The sequence below is a fragment of the Hydrogenophaga sp. 5NK40-0174 genome (assembly GCF_040372165.1).
Classification (GTDB): domain Bacteria; phylum Pseudomonadota; class Gammaproteobacteria; order Burkholderiales; family Burkholderiaceae_C; genus Hydrogenophaga.
This window is the reverse complement of sequence record NZ_BAABWG010000004.1, coordinates 511,900-537,183: the sequence shown is the minus strand read 5'-3', so window position 1 is coordinate 537,183 and position 25,284 is coordinate 511,900. Positions and strand designations below refer to the sequence as shown.

Sequence of the window (25,284 nt, the reverse complement as noted above, 5' to 3'; positions counted from 1 at the left end):
ACCTGAACAATGGCAGCAAAAGACGTAGTTTTCGGCGGTGAAGCCCGCGCCCGCATGGTTGAGGGTGTGAACATCCTGGCCAACGCCGTCAAGACCACCCTGGGCCCTAAAGGCCGCAACGTGGTGCTCGAGCGCTCCTTCGGCGCCCCTACCGTGACCAAGGACGGTGTGTCCGTGGCCAAGGAAATCGAACTCAAGGACAAGCTCCAGAACATGGGCGCCCAGATGGTCAAGGAAGTCGCTTCCAAGACGTCTGACAACGCCGGTGACGGTACCACCACCGCTACCGTTCTGGCCCAGTCCATCGTCCGCGAAGGCATGAAGTATGTCGCCGCCGGCATGAACCCCATGGACCTCAAGCGCGGCATCGACCGTGCTGTTGAAGCCCTGATCGCCGAACTGCAAAAGTCCTCCAAGCCCACCACCACCAGCAAGGAAATTGCTCAGGTCGGCTCCATCTCTGCCAACAGCGACGCCTCCATCGGTGAAATCATCGCTGCTGCAATGGACAAGGTCGGCAAAGAAGGCGTGATCACCGTTGAAGACGGCAAGTCACTGCAGAACGAACTCGACGTCGTCGAGGGCATGCAGTTCGACCGCGGCTACCTCAGCCCCTACTTCGTGAACAACCCAGAAAAACAAGCCGCGATCCTGGAGAACCCGTTTGTTCTGCTGTTCGACAAGAAGATCAGCAACATCCGTGACCTGCTGCCTACCCTGGAAGCTGTGGCCAAAGCCAGCCGTCCTCTGCTGATCATCGCAGAGGAAGTCGAAGGCGAAGCCCTGGCAACGCTGGTGGTCAACACCATCCGTGGCATCCTGAAGGTTGTGGCCGTCAAGGCACCTGGCTTCGGCGACCGTCGCAAGGCCATGCTGGAAGACATCGCCATCCTGACCGGCGGCAAAGTCATTTCCGAAGAAGTGGGCCTGAGCCTCGAGAAAGTCACCCTGGCTGACCTGGGCCAAGCTCAGCGTATCGAAGTCGGCAAGGAAAACACCACCATCATCGACGGCGCTGGCGCTGCTGAAGACATCGAAGCACGTGTCAAGCAGATCCGTGTTCAGATCGAAGAAGCCACCAGCGACTACGACCGCGAGAAGCTGCAAGAGCGCGTGGCCAAGCTGGCTGGCGGCGTGGCCGTCATCAAAGTCGGTGCTGCTACCGAAGTCGAGATGAAGGAAAAGAAAGCCCGCGTGGAAGACGCCCTGCACGCTACCCGCGCTGCTGTGGAAGAAGGCATCGTGGCTGGTGGTGGTGTGGCTCTGCTGCGCGCCAAGCAATCCGTTGGCGAAGTCAAGGGCGACAACGCCGACCAGCAAGCTGGCGTGAACCTGATCCTCAAGGCCATCGAAGCACCTCTGCGCGAGATCGTCTCCAACGCCGGTGGCGAGCCATCCGTCGTGATCAACAAGGTGCTGGAAGGCAAGGGCAACTTCGGCTTCAACGCTGCCAACGACACCTATGGCGACATGATCGAAATGGGTATCCTGGACCCAACGAAGGTGACCCGGACGGCTCTGCAGAACGCAGCTTCCGTCGCGTCCCTGATGCTGACCACCGAGTGCATGGTTGCCGAGACACCGAAGGAAGACGCACCGATGCCTATGGGTGGTGGTGACATGGGTGGTATGGGCGGCATGGGCATGGGCATGTAATGTTGCTCCTTGCCTGAGGCGCCATGGCGGCGTTGCAAAGGCTTGCCGTAGCGATGCTACTGCCTACGCCCTTGTGCCTTGCCATGACGTCTCATGCTGCGTCGTAGCCGCATTATTGGCTCGCGACTGCACACCTCGAAGCCCCGCGATAACTTCGCGGGGTTTTTCTTTTTGGGCAAGCCTTTCCTGAGAAGCCACACCGCGCATTGCAAAGGCTTGCCATGACGTCTCATGCTGCGTCGTAGCGGCCTCATTGGCGCACGATTGCACACCGAAGCCCTGCGATGAGGTCGGGCGAGCCATATGGCTGTACGTTCTTCGTGCACACTAAGGGCCTGGAAAACAAGAACTGCAAGGGAGAACCCAGTGAACGAATCCGTCGATTCCGTCGATTCCGTCGAACCCGTCAAGCCCACTGCTCTACCAGACGCTCCGGTTCACACCACTTCAGCCGTGAAGTGGATTGCACAGGGTCTGCGTGGCGGCATAGGTCTGAGGATTGGTCCATTGCCACCGCAAGCGAGCTGGATCGCGCTCGTCCTCTCGCTGCTGGCATTGAACGCACTCAACCTTGCCAACGAGCGCTTCTACATGGATGGCGAAGTCTTGTTCAGCCTCAGCGGGTTTCTGTACGGATGGGCTGCAACCGGGCTGACCTTGCTTGCTGCCATGTGCTTGTTCGCCTCCAGTACGCAGCATCACAGGCATGCCCAGGCCCTGACCGCCTGGTTCACCCTGCTGACCGCGGCCCATATTCCCATTCTGCTTGTCTCTCTGGGGATGGCATGGCTGTACATGGGAGACCACCTGTCACCCGTCATGATGACCACCACTGGCAGCACATTGACCATGGTCGTCATGTTGTCCTGGGTGCTGTTGGTCAATGTTCGAGCGGCGAGCCGGGTGGTTTCACACAAGGGCTATGTCTCAGCCATTGCCCTGCTGGTTCTGGCCATCATGCTGGTTGAGTTGCGGTGGTTGAACTCAAGCGCATGGGAGTACGACTACTCATCCGAACCGGAGCGCCCACGCCTTGAACTGAGCCAGGAACTCTTTGAGCGTCAGCAGGCCCTGTTGCAACAGACGCTGGATCAGGTCGAACCGTCACAGCCAGGCGATAGCCCCAGGGTATACGCCCTCTTCTACGCCCCATACAACGAAGACGTGTTCTTGCGCGAAAGTCGGATGATGCAGTCGGTGGCCCACGAGCGAATGGACGCTGAGGGCAGAACCGTCACACTGCTTAATCACCCGACCACCGCCGATTCGATCGCCTGGGCAACGCCACGAAACTTGAAACACAGCATAGAAGCCCTGGCCAGCAAGATGAACCGCGAGCAGGACGTCCTTTTGCTCTATCTCACCTCGCACGGTGGACGGGACCACCGCCTGGCGAGCTACCACTGGCCTCTTGAAGTGCCCAGCCTGACGGCAATCGAGCTCAAGTCCATGCTCGATACCAGTGGTATCAAGTACAGAAGCATCGCTGTCTCCGCGTGCTATTCCGGCGGCTGGGTCCCGCCGCTGGAAGATGACAACACATTGGTATTGACCGCCTCTGACAAAGACCACACTTCATATGGCTGTGGCAACCGTTCGGACCTGACCTATTTCGGGCGCGCCATGTTCGATGAAGGCATGCGAGAAACGTTCTCTTGGGAGGCCGCGTTCGTCGGCGCAGTTGAACGCATCAAGCGCCGGGAGGAGGAAGGGAAAAAACGCGATGGTTTTTCCAACCCGCAGATGTCTGCAGGCCAGGGCTTTCTGGCTCATTGGGATAGCGCGTTTGAAGACGCGCTTTCCCGCCGTGCTCACCAACAGAAAGCCAAGGTTCTGGCCGGCTGCGTCAAGGATTCAGCCGATGCCGGAGCCGGAAATCAACCCCCAGCCAGCGAACAGGCATGCTGATGAGCCCACGCACCCGCCACCGCCTCGCTGGTTGGACCGGCGGCTAACCTCGCTATTGGCTTTGCGCCTTCATCAGGTCTTCCAACTTGAAGGTATCTGCAGCAAATGCGCGGATACCTTCAGCCAGTTTTTCTGTGGCCATCGCGTCCTCGTTCATGGCGTAGCGGAAGCTGCGCTCATCCAGGCTGACGAATGGAATGTCCATGGACTTGGCCGCGTCTGCATCCAGCGCTTTCGACAGCGGTGCGTCACTGGCCGCCAGCTGGCCCAGCAGATCCGGGCTGATCGTCAGCAGGTCTGAGCCGGCCAGCGCAGTGACTTGGCCAATGTTGCGGAAGCTCGCCCCCATCACCTCAGTGGCAATACCGAACTTCTTGTAGAAATTGAAAATGCGTTTGACCGACTGGACGCCAGGATCATTGGCACCTGCCATCGCAGCCTCGTCCCAGTTCGCGCCTGCCTGCTTCTTGTACCAGTCATAGATACGGCCAACGAAAGGTGAGATAAGCTGAACTTTGGCCTGACCGCAAGCCACCGCCTGCGGGAAAGAGAACAGCAGCGTCAGATTGGTATGGATACCGTCTTTTTCCAGCCGCTCGGCAGCCTGAATGCCTTCCCATGTCGCGGCAATCTTGATGAGCACCCGGTCCACATGCACGCCATCGCCCTGGTACAGATCGATGATGCGGCGGGCACGCGTGACCGTGGCTTCCGTGTCAAAACTCAGGCGTGCGTCCACTTCAGTAGAAACTCGGCCGGGGATCAAACCCAGGATTTCGCGGCCAAACCGCACCAGCAGGCGGTTCATGGTCTCGTCCAGGTCGCTCAAGCCGTACTGCTTGACCGTTTCCTTCAAAAGATGAGCGTACTCTGGCTTCTGGACCGCCTTGAGCACCAGAGACGGATTGGTGGTCGCGTCCTGGGGCGCATACGCCGCGAGCTGGTTGAAATCGCCCGTGTCTGCGACCACGGTGGTGAATTGTTTGAGGGCTTCAAGTTGGTTCATGCGACCATTATCCTGTAATAATGTTACGTTGTCGTTCCAAGATTGTTTTTCCCGTCACCGAGTTCGCCCCCATGCTTGATCGCATCAAGGCTTCATTGCCATCTCTCGCTCCGGCCGAACAGCGCGTCGGCAAGCTAGTCCTTGCTGACCCGAGAGCATTTGCCAGCCTGCCTGTAACGGAACTGGCAGAGCGGGCCCACGTCAGCAAACCCACAGTGGTGCGATTTTGCCGCAGCATGGGCTATGACGGGCTGTCGGACTTCAAACTCAAGCTGGCCGGCACGGTGAGTGAGGGCGTGCCGTTCATTCACCGCAGCGTCGATGTGGACGACAAAGTCAGTGATGTACTGGTGAAGGTGGTCGACAACACCGTCGCCGCCTTTCTCAAGTACCGCAACGACGCATCGACACACGCCGTCGAGAAGGCTGTGGATGCGCTGGTGGCCACCTACCGCCAGAAAGGCCGAATCGAGTTTTTTGGCGCCGGCAACTCCGGCATTGTGGCGCTGGATGCCCAGCACAAGTTTTTCCGCCTGGGCATCAATGCCATCGCCTACAGCGACGGTCACATGCAGGTCATGAGTGCGTCACTGCTCGGCCCAGGGGATTGCGTCGTCATCATCTCCAACTCGGGCCGTACTCGAGACCTGATGGACGCGGCAGACATCGCGCGCCGACACGGTGCCACCGTCATCACCATCACTGCCAGCGGGTCACCACTGGCTGCGGCAGGCCATATTCATCTGGCGGCCGATCATCCTGAAGGCTACGACCGCTACAGTCCCATGACCTCGCGCCTGCTGCATCTGATGATCATCGATGTCGTGGCCACCTGTCTGGCCCTGCGCATTGGAGGCAAACAGCTGCAGCCGCTGCTCAAGGAAATGAAGAACAACTTGCGGAGCAAAAGGTACGCTTGATCGTGCGCGTTGCGCACTGATCAAGCACCCCCTGCGCCGCTGATGCCGCTTCCCCCAGAGGGGGACGATGCCTGCGGCTCGGCGAAGCCTGCGCCGCGGCATCCCGGTAGAACGCACGAACTCGGGACCAAGCCTGCCTCGGATCAGATTCGGCCTTCTTCGACGGCATGGCAGGCGATGCGAATGCCTGCGAAAGACTGGAGCACCGGTCGTTCCGACCGGCAGCGCTCATTCGCGTGAGGGCAACGTGGGTTGAAAGCACAGCCGCTTGGCGGATTCAACGGGTTGGGCACTTCACCCTGCACCGGCGTCCTGGCCTGTCCGGTGTCGTGCATTTTTGGAATGGCATCAAGAAGCATCCTGGTGTATGGGTGCCGAGGCGAGGCAAACAGGCTGGTCTTGTCTGCCAGTTCCACCAGACGCCCCAGGTACATCACGCCCACCTCGTCACTCACATGCCGCACCACCGCAAGGTTGTGGCTGATGAACAGGTAAGTCAGGCCACGCTCCCGCTGCAATCGCTTCATGAGATTGAGGACCTGCGCCTGGACGCTCACATCCAGCGCGGATGTGGGCTCATCACACACCAGAAAATCAGGCGCCGTGGCCATGGCCCGTGCAATGGAGATACGCTGCCGCTGGCCACCAGAGAACTGGTGAGGAAAGCGCGACGCATCCGCCGGGCTCAGGCCGACTGAACTCAACAACTCTCCCACCCTATCATCTACGGCGGCATCCGACTGGAGCAAGCCATGCTCGCGCAACGGTTCCCCCACAATGTCAGCCACCCGCCATCGCGGATTCAGGCTGGCATAGGGGTCCTGAAAAATCATCTGGACCCGGCGCCGCAAAGCGCGCCCGTTGTCGCCGCCGGCATAGGTTTGATGGGCATCCTTCCCGTCGAACACAAACTGCCCCCGGGACGGTCCATACAGGCCGACAAGAAGCTTCGCCACCGTGCTCTTGCCGCACCCCGACTCACCCACCAATGCCAGCGTTTTCCCCTTCTCAATCGAGAACGAGACGCCGTCCACGGCGTGCAGCAATTGCCTGGGCTTTCTCTCCAGCAGGCGGTTGAGCCAAGGCGCTGAAACGTCGAAGCTCCGCGCCAGATCATCCACTTGCACCAGCGGGCTGGAGACAACCGCACTCATCTCATTGCCACTCATTCATTGACTCCTGCGGTTCGCACCGAAGACGGGTCATGAAGCCAGCAAGCCGCTTGAGTGGCCCCCGCGTTCATCAGGTCGGGGCGTTGCGCGTGGCAACGGTCAAACGCTCTCTCACAACGAGGATTGAACGCGCAACCCTGTGGAATCGCATTGAGTCGCGGCATGCTGCCATCGATCTGGTGCAGAAACTCGCGCTCCATGGACATGTCCGGAATGCAGTCCATCAGTCCGCGGGTATAAGGGTGTGCAGGGTGGTTGATGACCTCATGGACTGGCCCGATCTCTGCCACACGGCCAGCGTACATCACCGCCACGCGGTCGCAGGTTTCCGCGATGACGCCCATGTCATGGGTGATCAGCATGACCGCAGCCCCCCGCTCCTGGCAAACCCTCTTGAGCAGCGCAATGATCTGCGCCTGGATGGAGACATCCAATGCAGTCGTAGGCTCATCTGCCACAATCAGGCTCGGCTGAGCCGCCAAGGCAAGCGCGATCACCACCCGCTGACGCATACCTCCGGAGAACTGGTGAGGATAGTGATCGATGCGTTCTTCGGCAGCAGGGATGCCGGTATCGACCAGCAGCTGAATGGCCCTCGCACGCGCTTCCGCCTTGCTCACCGGCAGATGCGCAGTGATGGTTTCCATCAACTGACGCCCTACTGAGTACAAGGGATTCAGCGAGGTCAATGGATCCTGGAAGATCGCACCGATTTTCCTGCCCCGGATTCGTTGCATCTCGCGCCCATTCAATTGATCGATGCGCACTCCTTGCAACCAGATTTCTCCCGAGGCCACATGCCCTGGCGCCTCCAGCAAGCCAATCACAGACGCACCGGTCAAGGACTTTCCTGCGCCTGACTCTCCCACTACGCCCAGTATTTCACCTGGGGCAATGGAGAGCGATACACCATCCAACGCGCGCAGCGTCTGATGACGTGTCGGAAACTCCACCACCAGGTCCCGAATTTCCAGCAATGCACCAGCAGCCTCCTTGTCAGCAGTCACGTCAGGCCTTTCATTGCAGCTTGGGATTGAGCGCATCGCGAAGCCAGTCACCCAGCAGGTTCACGCTCAATGCAATCAGCACCAGCATGGCGCCTGGGAAAATACTGATCCACCAGCTTCCAGCAAACAGATAGTCGTTACCAGTGCGGATCAGTGTGCCCAACGATGGTGTCGTTGGTGGCACACCAACACCCAAGTACGATAAGGTGGCCTCAGTGATGATTGCAGTGGCGACCTGGATCGTCGCCAACACCAATACAGGCCCCATCACATTCGGGAGCACATGGCGAAGCATGATCCGCAGTCTCGAAACGCCAATCACGCGTGCCGCCTGTACATATTCCTTTTGGCGCTCCACCAGGGTTGACCCTCTGACCGTCCGCGCATACAGCACCCATCCAGTCAAAGTGATGGACACCACCAGCACCCCGTAGGCCACCATGCCTTCTGAGTTGGGAAAGATCGCGCGGCCGACGCCTGCAATCATCAGGGCAACGAGAATCGCCGGAAACGACAGCATGACATCGCACAGTCGCATCAACAGTGCATCGACCCAGCCACCCAGAAACCCCGAGACAAGCCCCAGCACCACGCCGATGACGGCAGACAACAGTACCGACGTCAGGCCCACCACCAGGGAGATGCGCGTTCCATAAAGGATCACCGACAGCATGTCGCGCCCCTGGTCATCAGTTCCCAACACAAAATCGGATGTCCCGTCTTCCATCCAGACAGGAGGCAACTCGGCATTCATCAAATCCAGCGTGGCCAGATCAAACGGATTGTGCGGAGAAATCCAGGGTGCGAGCAGAGCGCCCAGCACACACAGGAGGGCGATCAGTGCAGCCATCCACGCCGAAGGCGTTTTGACAAAACTGAACCCTATGTCGCTGTCGAGCCAGCGGCGAATGGCTTGCATGCAGGTGACGGGTATAAAGCGGAAAAGGTGAAAGCAATACAACCAGGGCAATGCCCGGATGCGGGAGCAGTATGAACAAAAAAGGGGCGCCGCGTGTTCACGGCACCCCGATCCAGAACGTCCGATTACTTCACTGACATGTAACGGAACGGCATCATGTTGTCGGCCTGCTGGGTCAGCTTGACCTTGTTCGCCACACCCCAGGCCAGCGCTTGCTGGTGCAGGGGCAAGTGGCCGATGTCATCCGAATGCATCTTGAAGGCTTCCCGAATCATGGCATCGCGCTTGGACTTGTCCGTCTCGGACTGAATCTTCGCTGTGAGCTCATCAATCTTGGGGTTGCAATAGGCTCCCAGGTTGAACTGTCCCGCCCCCTTTTCTTCCACGCAGTGGATGTTGGCCATGAGCACGTTGTGGGCATCATAGGTGCTGGGTGTCCACCCCAGCATGAAGAAGCTGGTGTCGCGCTTGAGAACCTTGGGGAAATACGTCGCCTTCGGCTCTGCCTGCAGATTCACCTTGACATTGATCTTCGCAAGGTTCGCGGCCACGGCCTGACAAATGCCTCCGTCATTGACGTAGCGGTCGTTGGGGCAATTCATACTGATTTCGAAGCCGTCGGCGTAGCCCGCATCTGCCATCAACTTCTTGGCTGCTTCCACGTCATACGGCAGGCGCTTGTTCAGCGATGCATCGAATCCGTTGACCCCCTCTCCCACCATCAGCCCCGTGGGCTTGGATGCACCCCGCATCACGGCGCGCTGAATACCCTTGATGTCGATGGACTGATAGAAGGCTTGGCGAACACGCTTGTCCTTGAACGGGTTCTTGCCCTTCACGCTCGAGTAGAGCAGTTCGTCGCGTTGCTGGTCCATGCCCAGGAAAATGGTGCGCAGCTCTGGTCCTTGCTGAACCTTGGCCTTGCCGCTGCCATTGATGCGAGCCACGTCCTGAAGCGGAACCGGCTCGACCACATCGACCTGCCCGGACAGGAGCGCGGCTACCCGCGTCGCGTCGTTGCTGATCGGCGTGTACTCCACATTGACCACGTTGCCTTCAATCTTGCCCCAGTAGTTGCCATTGCGGACAAAGGTGGTCTTCACGCCAGGCTGACGTGAGCGCAGGCGGAACGGCCCCGTGCCGTTGGCCTTGAAGGAAGCTGCATTCTCGATACCCTTTCGGCGGTCAACCGGCAGGGTTGCCTTGTTCTCTTCACACCAGGCCTGGCTCATCACATATACCGTGGCCAACGCGTCCGGCAACAATGGATCTGGAGCCTTGGTCACTATCTCAATGGTGAAGTCATCCTTCTTTCTCACCTCGGCAATCGAGGAGGTGGCCGCCTTCTGGTCCGAGCCTTCACCTTGCGCGCGCGCAATGCTGAACAGGACATCGTCAGCAGTAAAAGGCTTGCCATCATGGAACGTCACACCTTTGCGCAGCTTGAACTCCCACACAGTCGGCGATGTTTGTGTCCAGCTGGTGGCCAGACGAGGTGTCAGCTTGAGGCCTGAATCGCGGCCAACCAAGGGCTCATAGACGTTGCCTGTCACGCTCAGCAGTGTTGTTTCATTGAGCGAGTGCGGGTCCATCGACAAGGCATCACCCTGATTGCCGATCCGGATGGTTTGGGCCTGCACGGCACTCGTCAGGCCCAAAGCTGACACCACCAAGGTGGCTGCCAGTGTTTTCTTGAACGTCATCTCGCTCTCCTCTCGCATGGATTGGTTGGATAGAACACAAAATGCCGCAGTCTCAATCGCTGCGGTTTTCACCAGTCAGCGGCATGGCCGCCTCCACCAGACTGGCATGTAACGCTGCCCCCAAGGGTAAAACGTCGTCGTTGAAATCGTAACGGCTATTGTGCAGCACACAGCTGCCTCGTCCACCCTGCCCGAGCCTCAGGTAAGCCCCGGGCTTGACTTGCAGCATGAAAGCAAAGTCTTCTGCGCCCATACTGGGCTCCATGGCCTCGTCGACCTGGTCATGACCGACCAGCTTTCGGGCAACATTGGCAGCAAAGTGCGCCTCTGCCCTTGTGTTGATCGTTGCCGGATACAGGCGTTCATAGTGCACATGAGCCTGCGCGCCCATCGCCATCGCAACGCCGCTGCAAACCTCGTTAAGTCGCTGCTCCAGCATGTCCTGCACCGCCGGATCGAACGCCCGCGCGGTGCCCGTCAGCCTGGCCGTCGAAGGCACAACACTGAATGCACCAGGGTCGCCCGCCTCCATCGCGCACAAGCTGATCACTGCCTGGTCCAGTGCACGCACATTCCGGGCCACGATGCTCTGCACGGCCGTGATGATATGGCCCGCTACGACCACCGGATCAACAGTCTGATAGGCATGCGCGCCGTGGCCACCTTTGCCTGTGATGTCGATGGTCACACGGTCGGCAGCGGCCATCATCGGTCCAGGATTGACGCCAACGAAACCGGGCGGCATTTGCGGCCAGTTATGCATGGCATAAACCTGGTCCACAGGAAAACGCTCAAACAGCCCATCTTCAATCATGGCGCGCGCGCCCGCATACCCCTCCTCGCCCGGCTGGAAGATGAGCACCGCGGTTCCGTCGAAGTTCCGGGTTTCGGCGAGATATCGGGCTGCACCGACCAGCATGGCAGTATGCCCGTCATGGCCACAGCCATGCATGAGGCCCGGCTTGGTGGACTTCCATGCAAAGTCGTTGTGCTCTGCCATTGGCAAGGCGTCCATGTCAGCCCGCAATCCCACCGCCTGACCGGAAGCAGTACCTCGTCCATGGACGACCGCCACCACGCCAGTCTTGCCAATACCCGTGTGCAGCTCATCCACACCACAGACCTTGAGCGCGTCAACCACGCGTCCGGCAGTGAAATGCTCCTCGAAACCCAGCTCGGGGTGAGCATGCAATTCGCGGCGAAAAGCCGTCAACTCCGAGTGCATCTTTGCAATGTGTGCAAAGGGTCGGCCATGGGGTTTGATTTGTGCCATCGACATGGGAGAGCAAGGTATCAATGCGCTGCCGTCCGCTCGGCACGCAAGCGGGGATCAACAGAGAAATAGAGCAGGTCCACCACCAGGTTGATCACCACAAAGATAAGCGCGATCATGCAAAGATAGGCCGCCATGATGGGCACATCGGCAAACGTCACCGCCTGAATGAACAGCAAGCCCATGCCAGGCCACTGGAACACCGTCTCGGTGATGATGGAAAAGGCGATCACCTGCCCCAGCTGAAGCCCCGTGATCGTCATCACGGGCACCAGGGTATTGCGCAAAGCATGACCGAAGTGCACTGCCTTGTCTGAAAGTCCTCTCGCTCGTGCAAACTTGATGTAGTCGGTTCGCAGCACTTCCAGCATTTCAGAACGCACCAGACGCAGGATCAGCGTCAGCTGAAACACCGCCAGAGTGACGGCTGGAAGCAGTACATGACGCCACCCTTCCACGGTCAACAAGCCTGACGACCAAGCTCCGACCATCACAGGATCACCCCGCCCGAAGCTGGGCAGCCAGGACAACTCCACGGAAAACACCAGTATCAGCAGGATGCCGATGAGGAAGGTGGGGAGAGACACGCCCAGCAACGAACCTGCCATCACCACCTGTCCGAGCCAGCTGCCGCGCCTGAGAGCAGCGAACACACCCAAGGGAACACCGATGAGCACCGCCAGGGCGGAAGCAACAGCCGCCAGTTCGAAAGTCGCCGGGAATCGTTCCACGATCAGCCGGGAAACACTTGCCCCCTGTTGAAGGCTGATCCCGAAATCACCCTGTATGGCATTACCCAGGAAGCGCCAGAACTGCACCACAAAGCTCTGATCCAGCCCCAGATCTGCCCTCAACTGACGAATCTGTTCTGGAGATGCATCCTGTCCCAGCATGGCATACACCGGGTCGCCCACGTACTGAAAGAGAAGAAAAGCGACCAGTGCCACCACGACCATGACCACAAGGGCTTGAACGAGGCGCCGGAGTATGAAGGCAAGCATGCAGTGAAATGAAGGGTTCTATGCTGACGGTGGCCTCGTCAACGGCCTGACTCGTCCAGATCCTGAGTGTAGCGTTCATCGCTCGGGCGCGGGGCATTCACTTGCCGGCACCTGTCGCAGACACAAGTTTGCGACGGATCACGTGCCCCATCATGGGTATGCACTCCCCAGACTGGTGGATTTCTTGGCGCGTGGACTTGCATAGCATGGACCCAAGAAAGCAAAACGATGTCAGGGAGGATGAGATGCAAATCATGCGCCAGTGTGGCCGATACATGGTTGTCGGCTTGATGATTGCCGTTCAAGCAACGGCCTTTGGCTTTGTTGAGGCCAATACGGCCCCACCGGATGACCTGAGCTCCATCCGGGGCATCGGACCCGCAACTGCGAAGCGGATCATTCAGGCCAGAGAGACCCGTTCATTTGCTCACTGGAAGGATTTCATTGCACGGGTTCGCGGCATCGGAGAGAAGCGCGCCAAGCAACTTTCCCGAGGCGGTTTGCGTGTCCGCGGCAAAGCTTACGGAGACGAACAGAAGTGGCACTCCATCGCGCCGAGGTCTCCTGGCCAGCGCAAACACCGGCAACTTGTCGACCCGTTTGCAACGCCTGCCCCCAGTCACCCCGCCGCCGAAGCCTCCGCCGAATAGATACAACTGACATGCCACGCCGCGCGAGACAAAAAAAAGCCGCTGGCAGCTGCCAGCGGCTTTTTGAGCATCACTGCAAGCACCCGCGAGGGGTGCGGCACATCAGAAGGTGTGCTTGATGCCAGCGCCGATGCGGCTCTCAACGCCACCGTAGTTAGCCACGGCTGCGTCGTTGTCCTTGCGGAAACCAGCGTAAACGGTGGTGCGCTTGGACAGGGAGTAAGCCACTGCCACGCCGAAGCTGTTGGCGTCGTCGCCAGCGTCAGGACGAACCATGGTGTAGCCGGCAGACAGGGTGGTCTGACCGAAAGGAACGTCAACACCAACGGTGAAATCGTTGGAATCAGCTTCCTTCTCGTTGCCGTAAGCGGCCAGGATCTTGGCAGCGCCCAGATCGTAAGAACCGTTCACGCGCAGCAACTTGCGATCAGCCATGCCGTCCATGCTCTCGACCTGGTAACCCAGAGCCACGAACACAGGGCCATTGCCGTAGTTCACGTTGAAAGCGGTAGCGCGCAGGTTGGCTTCAGCAGCGCTCTTGAAGTTGGTGCTGACTGCACCGCCGAAACCGCCCATGGAAGGCAGGCTGTAGTACACGCCGCTGTTGGGGTTGGCGATGTAGTTGTAGCTAGGAGCGATGCCAGCTGGGGACAGCACGGAATCGAACACTGGGTTGGAAGCACCAGCGACGTCGTCGTATGCGTTCCAGAACTTGCCCAGCTTGACGGCACCGAAGCCACCGCTCAGGCCCAGCCATGCCTGGCGGGTGAAGTCGCCAGAAGCGCCGTTGGTCAGGTCGACCTTGGACTCGTAGTTGAAGTTGGCAGACACGCCGCCGCCCAGATCTTCAGAGCCCTTGATGCCCCAGCGGCTGGTGCTCACACCACCGTTGGACATTCTGGCGCTGGCGTCCTTGTCCTTGTGGATGACGACGTCGGCGATACCGTACAGGGTGACGCTGGATTGAGCCATGGCAGCGCCGGAAGCGACCAGGACTGCCAGTGCAATCAGAGACTTTTTCATGTCAGAGGTTCCTTAATTGAAAAACCGACCCGGTCAGTGTTTTTGAGTCGGTGTGTTTTGCATTCACAGGGATATTGTTAAACGACTCTGACTGCCAGCCAAGGGTTTTCCCCTGCAATTTGATGAGCCAAGGGTTTTTTGTATTTTTTATGACACAGCGCCCCTGAGCAGCCAATCGCAACAGGCACTGGGATCTGATTCTTTCGATTTAGTTTCAGCCGTCGGGTAGAACACCGATAAGACATGGCGCATAAAAAAACCCGCCGTTTTCACGGCGGGTTTTTGATCTGATCAGATCAGAGCTGGGTCACCCCAGCGCTGGATCAGAAGTTGTGGCGAATGCCCAGGCCGAAACCGGTTGATGCCTCACCAGCATCAGCTGCTTTGAGAGCGCCATTCTTCTTTTCGCCGTCACGCAGGACTGCAACATAAGCGAAGGTGCGCTTGCTCAGAGGGTATTTTGCCTCGACCATCAGGTCGGTGTCTTTGGCTTCGGTATCGCGAGCGATATCGAGTGCCAAGCTCACAGGACCGGCCTTGGCCATGCCGCCGATGGTGAAGCCCTTGGAAACGCCAGCCGGGTCGTTGTAAGACAGAGCAACAGCAAAGTCACCCATGGTGTAACGGCCACCCAGGGTCACGTTCTTCTCGGCGTCTTGCACCTTGTTGTAGCCCAGAGCCACGCGGAAAGGACCATTGATGTAACGAGCGTTCAGGTCGTACTTGGCCTTCTCGTCTTCACGGTTGCCCTTCAGCACGTAACCGATGGTGGCGTCGAAACCGCCCATGTTAGGAGTGGTGTATGCAATCTGACCACTGTTACGAGCACCGCCCAGCACTGCACCAAACTGGCTGATAGCAGCCGAGTAGTTGGCGGCACCAGTCAGTTCCCAAGTAGCAACAGAGTAGAAAGTGGGGTTCAGCGTGCGGCCCAGGGACAGCTTACCGAAGCCGCCAGCCAGGTACATATACGAATGGCGGGAGAAGTAGTTACCGCCGCCTTGACCGGTGGAACCATCTTCCAGGCTCAGGCCCGCTTCGTAGTTGAAGCCAGCCTTCAAACCGCCGCCCAGGTCCTCTTCACCCTTGATGCCCCAACGGCTGGTACCGTTGTTCATCGTGCCAGGGCTCGCCAGCTTTGCAGAGGTGCCCGTGGATTTGGACAGAGCGACGTCGGCCACGCCGTACAGGGTAACGGAAGACTGAGCAGATGCAACGCCAGCAGCGGCGATTGCTGCCATGGCGATCAGGGTCTTTTTCATATTGAAAGTTCTCCAAGGTTGAGTAATGAGGCTGCGGGTCTTTGCGCCCCCGAGCCAAGCTCCGTTTAGGGAAGCTAGAGCGATTGCACCAGATCGGGACGTCACATGCAAAGAAATTGATGATTTCAGCCATGCTTTGTCGCGACCGGGCAACAGGGTATCGGTGAATTGAAACCGTATTAACCCGTTTGTTTGCAATCACCCCGTGGTCTGCAATTGCTGGTTTCAGAAGAAAGCAAATGTGTCCGACCATTGAGTTTGGAATCGCCCTGCCGATGAACCCACTTTCGCCGTAGGGTCATTCGATTTTCGGTGCTGCGACAGGGCCCGGCAAGGGGCAGTCAGCGACCACCGCGCATGGCTTGGGCGCACAATAGTGCCCATGGATGCACTGATTCATGCCGCCGACGAGGCGCTTCGAACCCTTTTTGCCAAACCGGGGGCCTCGCGCGCATGCCCGACCTTGCCTGCTGATTCCGATGGTGAGATGAGCGACTCGGAGCGCGCGCTCTCAGGTGCACTGATGCGCGTCAATCATGTGGGTGAAGTGTGTGCACAGGCGTTGTACACCGCCCAGGCCCTCGCTGCACGAACCGGGCCGCATGCCGACGAGTCTTTGGCGCGCCACCTGGAAGCCGCCGGACGAGAGGAAACCGACCATCTGGCCTGGACGCAGCAGCGGCTGGATGAACTGGGAGCCCGGCCCTCGGTGCTGAACCCGCTTTGGTACTCGGGTGCCTTCGCCATTGGCTGGGTAGCTGGCAAGCTGGGCCCGGGCATCAGCCTGGGCTTCGTCGTAGAGACCGAACGTCAGGTAGAAGCCCATCTGGACGGCCACATGAGCCGCTTGCCCGCAGGCGACCAGACGTCAAGAGCCATCGTGGCGCAGATGAAGGACGACGAAGCCCGCCACGCCAGCGAAGCCCAGCGCGCCGGCGCAAAGGAACTGCCGGCCCCGGTCAGGGGGCTGATGACCGCAGCGGCGAAAGTCATGACCACGGTGGCCCACAGAATCTGATTCCGGGACGGTAGCGCGGCTGCTTCCGACAGGGCGATCAGGCTTCTACGAGCTCATAGCCGGTGGTGACTTCCGCAGTCTTGCTCAGCATGATCGTGGCAGAGCAGTATTTCTCGTGACTCAGTGCAATGGCCCGCTCGACAGCTGCCGCCGGCACACCTTTGCCAGTCACGGTGAAATGCAGGTGGATCTTCGTGAACACCTTGGGCTCTTTCTCTGCGCGCTCTGCCGTGAGTTTGACGGAGCAACCGCGAACATCATGCCGGCCGCGCTTGAGCATCAGGACAATGTCGTAGGCAGTGCAACCGCCAGCGCCGGCCAACAGCATTTCCATGGGCCGGGCGGCCAGATTGGCGCCCCCATTCTCCGGACGGGCTTCATCCGGGGCGCCATCCATGGCCACCACATGGCCACTGCCAGTTTCCGCCACAAACCCCATTGCCGACCGGGCACCCGTTGCGCCGGTCCATGTCACTGTGCATTCCATGCTGAAAAACTTCCTGTTCACGCAACAAGCGTGAGAAAAACGTCACACCATATAGAGTCAGCTACCTAAAAAATAGCGAAAACCTGGCCAACTCTGTTGCGACGCAACATAAATTAGTTATACTGAGATCATTGTATTGAAGGTTGTCTCCTCTACCCTCCACGGGTGGATTCAAACCCGGACCGCTACGCGCGAGTCCGGGTTTTTTTTGCCTGCAACGCAGCACTGCAGGCCGGCGAACACAGAAGCCCGGAGTCGGGGCCGTATGATGCGCTTCTGTGCCCGGATCAGATCCTATGACCAAGCGAACGCCTACCAAAACACCGCCAGACGCCTCCGCAAGCCCCAAAACCCGCCTCAAGCCGGCTGATTACCTCAAGAGAATCCTGACGGCCCGGGTATATGACGTTGCCAAGGTCTCCAACCTGGACCGGGCCAAGCAGCTGAGCAAGCGGCTGCACAACACCGTCCTGCTCAAGCGCGAAGACCAGCAACCTGTGTTCAGCTTCAAGCTTCGAGGCGCCTACAACAAGATGGCACACCTCTCGCCTGAGCAACTCCAGCGCGGCGTCATTTGCGCGTCTGCTGGCAACCATGCCCAAGGCGTCGCTTTGGGCGCCACCAAACTTGGCACACGGGCTGTGATCGTGATGCCAACCACAACCCCCCAGCTCAAGGTCGATGCCGTCCGGTCGCATGGCGGCGAAGTGGTCCTGTATGGCGAGAGCTACTCGGATGCATACAAGCACGCTGTAACACTGCAGAAGAAGGAGGGGCTGACGTTCGTGCATCCGTTCGACGATCCGGACGTGATCGCCGGACAGGGAACCATCGCCATGGAACTCCTTCGGCAGCTGCAACAACTGGGGTCGACTCAGCTCGATGCCGTGTTTGTGGCCATTGGTGGTGGCGGGCTGGTCTCGGGCGTGGCGAATTACATCAAGGCGGTCAGGCCGGAGATCAAGGTCATCGGTGTCCAAACCGACGATTCCGACGCCATGCTCCAGTCGGTTCAGGCCAGAAAGAGAGTGACCCTGAACGATGTAGGCCTGTTTGCCGACGGCACGGCCGTCAAACTGGTGGGCGAGGAGACGTTCCGCATCGCCAAGGGCCTGGTTGACGAGTTTGTGGTGGTCAACACCGACGAAGTCTGCGCAGCCATCAAGGACATTTTTGTCGACACGCGCAGCATTGTGGAGCCCTCAGGGGCAATGGCCGTCGCCGCCATGAAGCAATACGTCGCGAAGCACAAGACGAAAGGCGAGACATACGCCGCCATCCTGTGCGGCGCCAACATGAACTTCGATCGTCTGCGGTTTGTCGCCGAGCGCGCAGAAGTGGGCGAGGAGCGTGAGGCACTTTTCGCCGTCACCATTCCAGAGGAACGTGGCAGCTTCCGGCGGTTTTGCGAATTGATCGGCGACCTGCCGGGCGGCGCACGCAACGTCACCGAGTTCAACTACCGGATTTCCGACCAGGACGAAGCTCATGTGTTCGTCGGTTTGACGACACACGGCAGGGGCGAATCGGAAAAGATCGCCAAGACCCTGCGAAAGAACGGCTTTGACGCCCTGGATCTGACCCACGACGATCTGGCCAAGGAACACGTTCGACACATGGTGGGCGGTCACTCGCCACTGGCCCAGGACGAGCGCCTGCTCCGGTTTATCTTTCCTGAGCGCCCCGGCGCACTGCTGAAGTTCCTCAGCCTGATGCGCCCCGGGTGGAACATCAGCCTGTTCCATTACCGCAACCAGGGCGCTGACTACGGGCGAATCCTCGTGGGCCTGCAAGTGCCTGCCAAGGATGACAAAGCGTTTGCCCGATTCCTCGACACACTGGGTTACCCTTATGTCGAAGAAACCGACAACCCGGTATACCGGTTGTTCTTGCGACGATAAGGACAGACTGAATGACAACGGCCACCGAGCGTTCTGCATCCCAACATACTCCGCCACCGGTGGCCGTGACCATGGCCCTTCCCGAGATCGAGCCAACCGGCGACGCCCAGCTGGATCACACGCTGGCTGGCATGCTCTCCAAGCCATACCAGCCGCGTCGGGCACTCGGCCGCATCGAGAGCCTGGCTTCCCAGTTGGCACGTATCCAGCAGCAAGGCGAAACGGGATTTGGCAGCCTGTCATTCCAGTTTCCACAGGCGGTTGTCTTCGCCTCAGACCATGGCGTAGCGGATGAAGGTGTAGCTGATTTGCCACAATCAGCCACACTGGAGACCGTTCGAGCACTTCTGGATGGAGAAGCGCACACCAACCGCCTGGCAGTGCAGCACGGATTTGGACTCACGGTGGTGGACGCTGGAGTGGCCACTCATGTGACACCCGGGCAAGACTCGCCAGTTTCTGCGCAGCTCATGCAGCGCAAGATCGGCTACGGCACCCGAAATATGTTGCTCAGCCCAGCCATGTCCGGTGCTCAGGCGGTTTCGGCGGTCAATGCAGGCATGGATGTGGTCAAGCATTTGCCGGGCAATGTGCTGGCCATTGGCAGCACAGGCGTGGCGGGCCATGCCAGCGCAAGTGTGTTGCTGTCCCGTTTGTGTGGCGTCCCGCTGGTGGATGCACTGGGTCAGGACGGAGACCTGGACGAAACAAAGCAGCAGAGCCGCTCAGAGAAACTGTTCGCCGCGTTGACGCGACACCGCAAGGCCACGTCTCCCATGGATGCATTGGCTTCGCTGGGAGGTTTTGAGATTGCCATGATGACGGGCGCCATGCTGCAGGCAGCCAGTGAACGCCGCATCATCCTGGTGGACGGATTTGTGGCTGGTGCTGCTGCATTGGTCGCAAGAGGCATGTCCCCCAACGTGGATGACTATCTTGTCCATACACACCGCTCCCACCATGCTGGCCATCGCTTGTTGCTGATTCACATGCAAGCCCAGCCACTGCTCGACCTTGATATACGAGCAGGTGAGGCTGTCGGCGCATTGACCGCCTGGCCATTGCTGCAGTCAGTCCAGACGCTACTGAGCGAGGTGCCGGGACAGACCATCCCGGAAGTCCAGCTTCCATGACCCTCGCTGGCTGACCGCTTCGAAGCGCTTGGTGGTCTGACGCCTCTCAGAACGGAAGCAACGGCTTCTGGGGCGGCTTGGGCATGTCCAGTTCCAGCTCCCTGGCATTGTCTTCGGTCGACAGTCGCACCCCCTGGGCAGAGACTGATCTGAGGATCAGCCCATCCGCCACCACCGAACCAACCCTGTATGGACGTGGCGGCTTGTCATCAATGGCGATCAGGGCAGCCCCCTCCTCGCCTCGCTGGTTGACCAGCCCCATCAATGCCAGGCGGGTTTGCACCACCGGGGCTTCCGCTTCGGGCGCGTCCGCGGGGGTGGAATCGAGCAGCATGGCCACGGCCACCGGGTTGGCTTCTACCGGAGACTGCAAGCTTGTGTTGACGGGCGTCCATTCCGAACGACCGGCCCACCGCAAGCCCCAATAAGTGGCGCTGAGCGCGACCAGAAGCCACAGCAAGGCTGCCAGAGCGGCAGGCCAGCCAGAGCTTTGACCAGACGTCAACATGCCGCCAGTGTGACGGCCGAATGCGAATGAGGGCGACATATGCGCATTATGATCGAGGCTGGCTCACTGGCCAATCGATGGCCGATCGATCGCATGCGGCCTTGAAGGCCCATGCCGGTTGAACTTTTCAGGCCCTGGTTGGTCGGACGACCTGTCTGCCCACAGGCCAAGGCGCTGTCCAATTTGATGCGGGAGAGGACCCAAGTGATTTCCAGAACCCAGATCGCCCGACAACGAGGCGAGCGAGGCTTTACCTTGATCGAACTGCTGGTGGTGCTCGTCATCATCTCGGTTCTGGCCGTTCTGATCGTGCCGAACGTACTGGACCGCGCGGACGATGCGAGGTCGACGGCGGCACGTTCGGACGTCAACAACCTCATGCAGATGCTCAAGCTCTACAAGCTGGACAATCAGCGTTACCCCACAACAGAGCAAGGCCTGCAAGCGCTTGTCACCAAACCGACCACTGGGCCCAAGCCACTGAACTGGCGACCCTACATCGACAAGCTTCCGGCAGATCCGTGGAATCAGCCTTATCAGTACCTCAATCCGGGCCAGCACGGCGCCGTCGACGTCTTGTCCCTCGGTGCTGACGGCCAGCCCGGTGGCGAGGGCGTTGACGCAGACATTGGCAGCTGGCAGTAAGCCGGCAACTGACGCCTATGCAGGTAGCGCGTCATGAGCAGGGGTTCACCCTTCTTGAGCTCCTGGTCGTCCTCACCATCGTGGCGTTGGTCACCACGGGCGTGAGCTTTGCGATTCGGGATGACCGGTCGACCCAGCTCGAGAGGGAAGCCCTGCGCATTTCGGCCATGCTGGAATCTGCCCGAGCGCAATCGAGAACCAGCGGTGTGCCCGTGCGGTTCACGCCCAGTGCGACCGGGTTCGAGTTCACAGGTATTCGAGCCCACAAGACTGACCGGGCGGATCTCACTGGAACCAAGCCATGGATGCAGTCAGACACGCGAGTGAGCATCGTTTTTCCCGCCAATGAGGAAAGCCTGATCCTGGGGCCTGAACCCATGATCGGCCGGCAGCAACTGGTCCTTCGCCTTGGCGACCGACGCCTGGTCGTTGCCACTGACGGGCTTGGGCCGTTCGAGGTGGTCGCATCAGAATCAGAAGGCGGTGGGAGCGAACAGTGATGTGTCAACCTATCCCTCACCATGCCCCTCGCAGGCGCCTGCCACCGTGGCGCACCCGGTCGGGAGGATTCACACTCATCGAAATCCTGGTGGCTTTGACCGTCGTGGCGATCACGGTTGCTGCCGGCATGCAGGCCACTGCAGCGCTGACCAGCATGTCCTCACGCCAGTCGGAGCAATGGTTGGCCCAGATGTGTGCGGAAAACGAACTGGTGCGCCTTCGCCTGGCTCGCAGACTGCCCGAGGTGGGAGAAAGCGACATCGACTGCCAGCAAGCGGGTGAATCGATGCGTGTTCACCTTTCCGTCCAGCACACGCCTAACCCGAACTTCCGCCGAGTGGACGCCGTGGTCGAGGGTTTGCAGTATTCGCCGCCACGCAGGCTGATGAACATTTCAACGGTGCAAGGGCGCTTCTGATGACGAAGCCAAGCCACGCCATATCGAGAGGGTTCACACTCATAGAGGTGTTGGTGGCCATCACACTGACGGCCATTCTCGCTTTGATGAGCTGGAGGGCCATTGACGGCATGAGCCGTTCGCAGACGCTGTTGCAGGACAGGTCCAATGCACTGCTCAGGATTCAGGGCGGACTCGATCAGTGGCAGGCGGACCTTGATGCCCTCGCCCAGACCGGGGAACTCGACGCCTTGCGTTTTGATGGCAGAGTGTTGCTGCTCACCCGCCGCGACAGCGCGGAGTTCGGTATCGACAGCCCGGGCGTGCGCGTCGTGGCCTGGACCCGCCACGATGGCCTCGATGACGCCACGCGCGGGCAGTGGGCAAGGTGGCAATCTCCTCCGCTTCAGCAACGAGAGCAGTTGGCACGCGCGTGGACCGCTGCCATCAAATGGGGAAACGGCGATAGAGACTCCGGTGACGGTGAGCGCATGGAGGGACAGTCCATCGCCTTGTTCGGCATCGATGACTGGCAGATCTACTACCACCGCGGCGATGGATGGAGCAACCCGCAGTCTGACGCTGAAATGGATGATGCGCCCAGCGCAGCCGCGGGCGCCGGCGGCAACCAGATCCCCAACGGTGTTCGGCTGGTGCTCGACGTGGCTGAAGGCCAGGGGGTCAGCGGGAAAATCACGCGCGACTGGGTTCGCCCCACGCTGGAGGCTGGCCGATGAACAGCGCGTTTGCACGTCAAACGCTCCGCCGACAACAGGGCGCCGCATTGCTGCTGGCGATGCTGACCGTGGCCCTGGTGGCAACCCTGGCTGCTGGCGCAGCCTGGCAGCAGTGGCGGGCCATCGAAATCGAAACAGCCGAAAGACAAAGAGTCCAGGCATCCTGGATTCTCACCGGCGCTCTGGACTGGTCCAGACTCATTCTCAGGGAAGACGCTCGCGCCAATCGCAACAGTGGCAACGCCGATCACCTGGGTGAACCATGGGCCACACCGCTTGAAGAGGCACGCCTGTCGAGTTTTCTTGCCGTGGACAAAGACAACAACGCAGACGAAGACGTCATGGAGGCCTTCTTGTCGGGCGAGATCATCGACGCCCAGTCACGCCTGAATTTTGCCAACCTGACCAAACGTGTGGGTGGTCGCGACAATGCCGTTCACATCGTCATCTCCACCGAAGACCTCCAGACCTTCAAAAGGTTGTTTGAAACCCTGGGCCTGCCCCCTGAAGAATTGGAGAACGCCGCCAACCTCATGGCCAGAAGCGCCGACCTCGCCATCAATGACCCCAAGCCATCTGCGACCCCGCTGGTCCCGACGCGTTACTCCCAATTGAGCTGGCTCGGGCTGAGTGACGCCACGCTGGCGACCATCGAGCCGTACGTGACCATGCTGCCTGAGCGCTCCAAACTCAATATCAACACGGCCAGCGCAGAGGTACTGAGCGCAGTGATCGAAGGCATGGATCTGGCACTCGCCCAGTATCTCGTGGCGCAAAGAGCCGTCACCCCCATGGGAACTGTGGAGGATTTGCAACGCTTGACCCCCACTTTGAGTGAGGAAGCCATCGATGCCGACCTGCTGGATGTGAGAAGCCGCTACTTTGAGGTGAGAGGCAGGCTCAGGCTGGATAACACCATCATCGAGGAGCGCTCACTTGTTTCGCGAAGAGGCCTGTTCATGCAGGTGGTGTGGCGCGAGCGAATGAAAGGCGGTTGAGGCTCGATGAATCTCACAAACTCCAACCAGACACTGGGGTCTCGACCACTACAATCACTCAGCACAGGCTCGCAAGTGCTTGTCATGCCTGAATATTTCAATTTTTCACGCCCTCACTGACCGACGTGCTCATCGTATCTCCCGCTCACCTCTCTCGCCATGTCGAGCCTGGCCCCACGGCAGAGGTCGAATGGCGCTCGAGTGCTGATGGCCGCCAGATCGGCCGCCAGGGCCACAGCGGCCTTTCGGTACTGGAAGACGCGTCGACGTCGGGCGTGGTGGGGCTGTCGCTGTTGCCCAAGGACCCGGAAGTCATTCTGGTTCTTCCACCGCTGTCGGTGTCCTGGCACCGGGTCACTCTGCCCAAGGCGCCGCAGAACAAGATGCGAGCCGTGCTTGAAGGCCTGCTGGAGGACGATGTCCTCACTGACGCGGCCGATCTGCACTTCGCGCTGGAACCTGGCGCCAAGCCAGGAAAGCCCGCCTGGGTGGCTGCCTGCAACAAACCATGGCTGAAAGGCTGGCTCAACGCACTCGAGGCGTCCGGGCACCCGGTTTCCAGAATCGTGCCGGCTCTGGCGCCTGTGCTCGAAACGAGTATGGACATGGGTCACAGCAAGATGCCTTCGGTGCGACCCGTCATGCACTGGGCACACATGGCAGAACAAAGTCAGTGGGTGGCCAGTGCCAGCCTAGACGGGGCCAGCTGCCTGCCGCTGCCTGCCTCGAAGGGCGACGCCATGCACTTCATCTCGGGCCTGTCCCGACAGGTGCAGGCTGGCGATCAGGGACCAGCGGCCGGCGAGACCCTGGTGGAGTGGATGGCAGATCCCGCTGTTTCGGCTTTGGCCGAGGCAGCGCTGCAAAACAAGGTGGAGCTGATCACAACCAATGAATGGCTGCTCAGAGCCACCCAGGGTCGGTGGAACCTTGCTCAGTTCGATCTGACCTTGTCGTCCAGAACACGTGCTGGACAAAGATGGCGTGAGGGCTGGCGGCAATGGTTGAGCGCGCCGCAGTGGCGACCGGTTCGATGGGGTGCCGCCTCTCTGGTGGCCATTTCGCTGCTCGGGCTGAACTTGACAGCCTGGCAGGAGTCATACGCCATTGACGCCAAAAAAGCCTATGCGGCACGTCTGTTCAAAGAGACGTTCCCCAATCAGCCCATGGTCCTGGAACCCGAACTTCAGATGCAACGAGAGCTCAACCAGATCAGACAGGCCAAAGGGCAGCTGGGAGCAGGTGACTTTGAAGCCATGCTGGCGGCAGCGGCCCAAGCGATGCCGGATGGCATGGAGTCCCCCATGCAACTGACCTTTGCCAGCGGGCAGACCCAGATCAGTGGCTGGAGTGGCCCTGACCATGAAGCAGACACGATGCGGCGGGCACTGTCGATGAAGGGTTGGCGAACAGCCATGGACGCAGACAGCCTGATCATCGAACCGGGTGAGGATTGATC

At 59.7% G+C, this 25,284-nt stretch carries 24 protein-coding genes; 13 read left to right on the top strand and 11 right to left on the bottom strand.

What is annotated here, in order from left to right; translation table 11 throughout:
* The first annotated feature begins 9 nt into the window (after positions 1–9).
* Complete coding sequence (groL, locus tag ABWV89_RS15965; protein WP_353398945.1) at positions 10–1,656, top strand: chaperonin GroEL; 1,647 nt, start codon at positions 10–12, stop codon at positions 1,654–1,656.
* Positions 1,657–2,022: 366 nt separating this feature from the next.
* Positions 2,023–3,564, top strand: a complete 1,542-nt coding sequence (locus ABWV89_RS15960; protein WP_353398941.1) for a C13 family peptidase — start codon at positions 2,023–2,025, stop codon at positions 3,562–3,564.
* A gap of 52 nt (positions 3,565–3,616) precedes the next feature.
* Here ABWV89_RS15960 and tal read toward each other — a convergent pair whose 3' ends face one another.
* Positions 3,617–4,570 (bottom strand): transaldolase, encoded by a 954-nt coding sequence (tal, locus tag ABWV89_RS15955; protein WP_353398938.1) that lies wholly within the window; start codon positions 4,568–4,570, stop codon positions 3,617–3,619.
* Between the two features lie 71 nt (positions 4,571–4,641).
* Here tal and ABWV89_RS15950 point away from each other — a divergent pair, with 71 nt between their 5' ends.
* Positions 4,642–5,490, top strand: coding sequence for a MurR/RpiR family transcriptional regulator (locus ABWV89_RS15950; RefSeq protein ID WP_353398935.1), 849 nt, complete (start codon positions 4,642–4,644; stop codon positions 5,488–5,490).
* Positions 5,491–5,633: 143 nt separating this feature from the next.
* Here ABWV89_RS15950 and ABWV89_RS15945 read toward each other — a convergent pair whose 3' ends face one another.
* The 6 genes from ABWV89_RS15945 to ABWV89_RS15920 all read right to left on the bottom strand — a co-directional run bounded on the left by ABWV89_RS15945 (position 5,634) and on the right by ABWV89_RS15920 (position 12,565).
* Positions 5,634–6,659 (bottom strand): ABC transporter ATP-binding protein, encoded by a 1,026-nt coding sequence (locus ABWV89_RS15945; protein ID WP_353398932.1) that lies wholly within the window; start codon positions 6,657–6,659, stop codon positions 5,634–5,636.
* A complete protein-coding gene (locus ABWV89_RS15940; RefSeq protein WP_353398929.1) occupies positions 6,656–7,669 on the bottom strand; it encodes an ABC transporter ATP-binding protein in 1,014 nt (337 codons plus the stop codon). The genes ABWV89_RS15945 and ABWV89_RS15940 overlap by 4 nt, the downstream gene beginning before the upstream one ends.
* A gap of 10 nt (positions 7,670–7,679) precedes the next feature.
* Positions 7,680–8,588 carry an ABC transporter permease gene (locus ABWV89_RS15935; RefSeq protein WP_353398927.1) on the bottom strand — a complete coding sequence of 303 codons (909 nt, stop codon included), beginning with the start codon at positions 8,586–8,588 and terminating at the stop codon, positions 7,680–7,682.
* A 125-nt stretch (positions 8,589–8,713) separates the two neighbouring features.
* Complete coding sequence (locus ABWV89_RS15930; RefSeq protein ID WP_353398924.1) at positions 8,714–10,291, bottom strand: ABC transporter substrate-binding protein; 1,578 nt, start codon at positions 10,289–10,291, stop codon at positions 8,714–8,716.
* A 52-nt stretch (positions 10,292–10,343) separates the two neighbouring features.
* Entirely contained in the window at positions 10,344–11,570 is a 1,227-nt protein-coding gene (locus ABWV89_RS15925; protein ID WP_353398921.1) for a M20 aminoacylase family protein, read from the bottom strand.
* 14 nt (positions 11,571–11,584) lie between these two features.
* Positions 11,585–12,565: an ABC transporter permease gene (locus ABWV89_RS15920; protein WP_353398918.1), complete on the bottom strand. Its 981-nt coding sequence runs from the start codon at positions 12,563–12,565 to the stop codon at positions 11,585–11,587.
* Between the two features lie 206 nt (positions 12,566–12,771).
* Here ABWV89_RS15920 and ABWV89_RS15915 point away from each other — a divergent pair, with 206 nt between their 5' ends.
* Positions 12,772–13,215 (top strand): ComEA family DNA-binding protein, encoded by a 444-nt coding sequence (locus tag ABWV89_RS15915; RefSeq protein WP_353398916.1) that lies wholly within the window; start codon positions 12,772–12,774, stop codon positions 13,213–13,215.
* Between the two features lie 102 nt (positions 13,216–13,317).
* Here the strand turns inward: ABWV89_RS15915 and ABWV89_RS15910 are convergent, their stop codons facing one another.
* Positions 13,318–14,238: a porin gene (locus ABWV89_RS15910; protein ID WP_353398913.1), complete on the bottom strand. Its 921-nt coding sequence runs from the start codon at positions 14,236–14,238 to the stop codon at positions 13,318–13,320.
* 323 nt (positions 14,239–14,561) lie between these two features.
* Entirely contained in the window at positions 14,562–15,500 is a 939-nt protein-coding gene (locus tag ABWV89_RS15905; RefSeq protein WP_353398910.1) for a porin, read from the bottom strand.
* Between the two features lie 382 nt (positions 15,501–15,882).
* On the opposite strand from ABWV89_RS15905, the gene coq7 reads away from it, so the two are divergent.
* Positions 15,883–16,518, top strand: a complete 636-nt coding sequence (gene coq7 / locus ABWV89_RS15900) for a 2-polyprenyl-3-methyl-6-methoxy-1,4-benzoquinone monooxygenase (protein WP_353398907.1) — start codon at positions 15,883–15,885, stop codon at positions 16,516–16,518.
* A gap of 37 nt (positions 16,519–16,555) precedes the next feature.
* Here coq7 and ABWV89_RS15895 read toward each other — a convergent pair whose 3' ends face one another.
* A complete protein-coding gene (locus ABWV89_RS15895) occupies positions 16,556–17,005 on the bottom strand; it encodes an OsmC family protein (protein WP_353398905.1) in 450 nt (149 codons plus the stop codon).
* A 296-nt stretch (positions 17,006–17,301) separates the two neighbouring features.
* On the opposite strand from ABWV89_RS15895, the gene ilvA reads away from it, so the two are divergent.
* Together ilvA and ABWV89_RS15885 are read left to right on the top strand one after the other, a co-directional pair.
* Positions 17,302–18,906, top strand: a complete 1,605-nt coding sequence (gene ilvA, locus ABWV89_RS15890; protein WP_353398902.1) for a threonine ammonia-lyase, biosynthetic — start codon at positions 17,302–17,304, stop codon at positions 18,904–18,906.
* An 11-nt stretch (positions 18,907–18,917) separates the two neighbouring features.
* Complete coding sequence (locus ABWV89_RS15885) at positions 18,918–20,039, top strand: nicotinate-nucleotide--dimethylbenzimidazole phosphoribosyltransferase (protein ID WP_353398899.1); 1,122 nt, start codon at positions 18,918–18,920, stop codon at positions 20,037–20,039.
* Positions 20,040–20,085: 46 nt separating this feature from the next.
* On the opposite strand, the gene ABWV89_RS15880 is transcribed toward ABWV89_RS15885, so the two are convergent.
* On the bottom strand, positions 20,086–20,586 hold the full coding sequence (locus ABWV89_RS15880) for a type II secretion system protein N (RefSeq protein ID WP_353398896.1): 501 nt from the start codon (positions 20,584–20,586) through the stop codon (positions 20,086–20,088).
* Positions 20,587–20,751: 165 nt separating this feature from the next.
* Here ABWV89_RS15880 and gspG point away from each other — a divergent pair, with 165 nt between their 5' ends.
* The 6 genes from gspG (at position 20,752) to gspL (ending at position 25,282) form a co-directional block, all read left to right on the top strand.
* The gene (gene gspG, locus ABWV89_RS15875) at positions 20,752–21,192 is read left to right on the top strand and encodes a type II secretion system major pseudopilin GspG (protein ID WP_502903231.1); all 441 of its coding nucleotides are present in this window, start codon (positions 20,752–20,754) and stop codon (positions 21,190–21,192) included.
* A gap of 17 nt (positions 21,193–21,209) precedes the next feature.
* Positions 21,210–21,692 carry a prepilin-type N-terminal cleavage/methylation domain-containing protein gene (locus ABWV89_RS15870; protein ID WP_353398893.1) on the top strand — a complete coding sequence of 161 codons (483 nt, stop codon included), beginning with the start codon at positions 21,210–21,212 and terminating at the stop codon, positions 21,690–21,692.
* Positions 21,692–22,111, top strand: coding sequence for a type II secretion system minor pseudopilin GspI (gene gspI, locus ABWV89_RS15865; protein ID WP_353398891.1), 420 nt, complete (start codon positions 21,692–21,694; stop codon positions 22,109–22,111). The genes ABWV89_RS15870 and gspI overlap by 1 nt, the downstream gene beginning before the upstream one ends.
* Positions 22,111–22,827 carry a PulJ/GspJ family protein gene (locus tag ABWV89_RS15860; RefSeq protein WP_353398888.1) on the top strand — a complete coding sequence of 239 codons (717 nt, stop codon included), beginning with the start codon at positions 22,111–22,113 and terminating at the stop codon, positions 22,825–22,827. The genes gspI and ABWV89_RS15860 overlap by 1 nt, the downstream gene beginning before the upstream one ends.
* Positions 22,824–23,825: a type II secretion system minor pseudopilin GspK gene (gene gspK, locus ABWV89_RS15855; RefSeq protein WP_353398885.1), complete on the top strand. Its 1,002-nt coding sequence runs from the start codon at positions 22,824–22,826 to the stop codon at positions 23,823–23,825. Before ABWV89_RS15860 ends, gspK begins: the two co-directional genes overlap by 4 nt.
* Before the next feature lie 125 nt (positions 23,826–23,950).
* Positions 23,951–25,282, top strand: coding sequence for a type II secretion system protein GspL (gene gspL, locus ABWV89_RS15850; protein WP_353398882.1), 1,332 nt, complete (start codon positions 23,951–23,953; stop codon positions 25,280–25,282).
* The last annotated feature ends 2 nt before the right edge of the window (positions 25,283–25,284 follow it).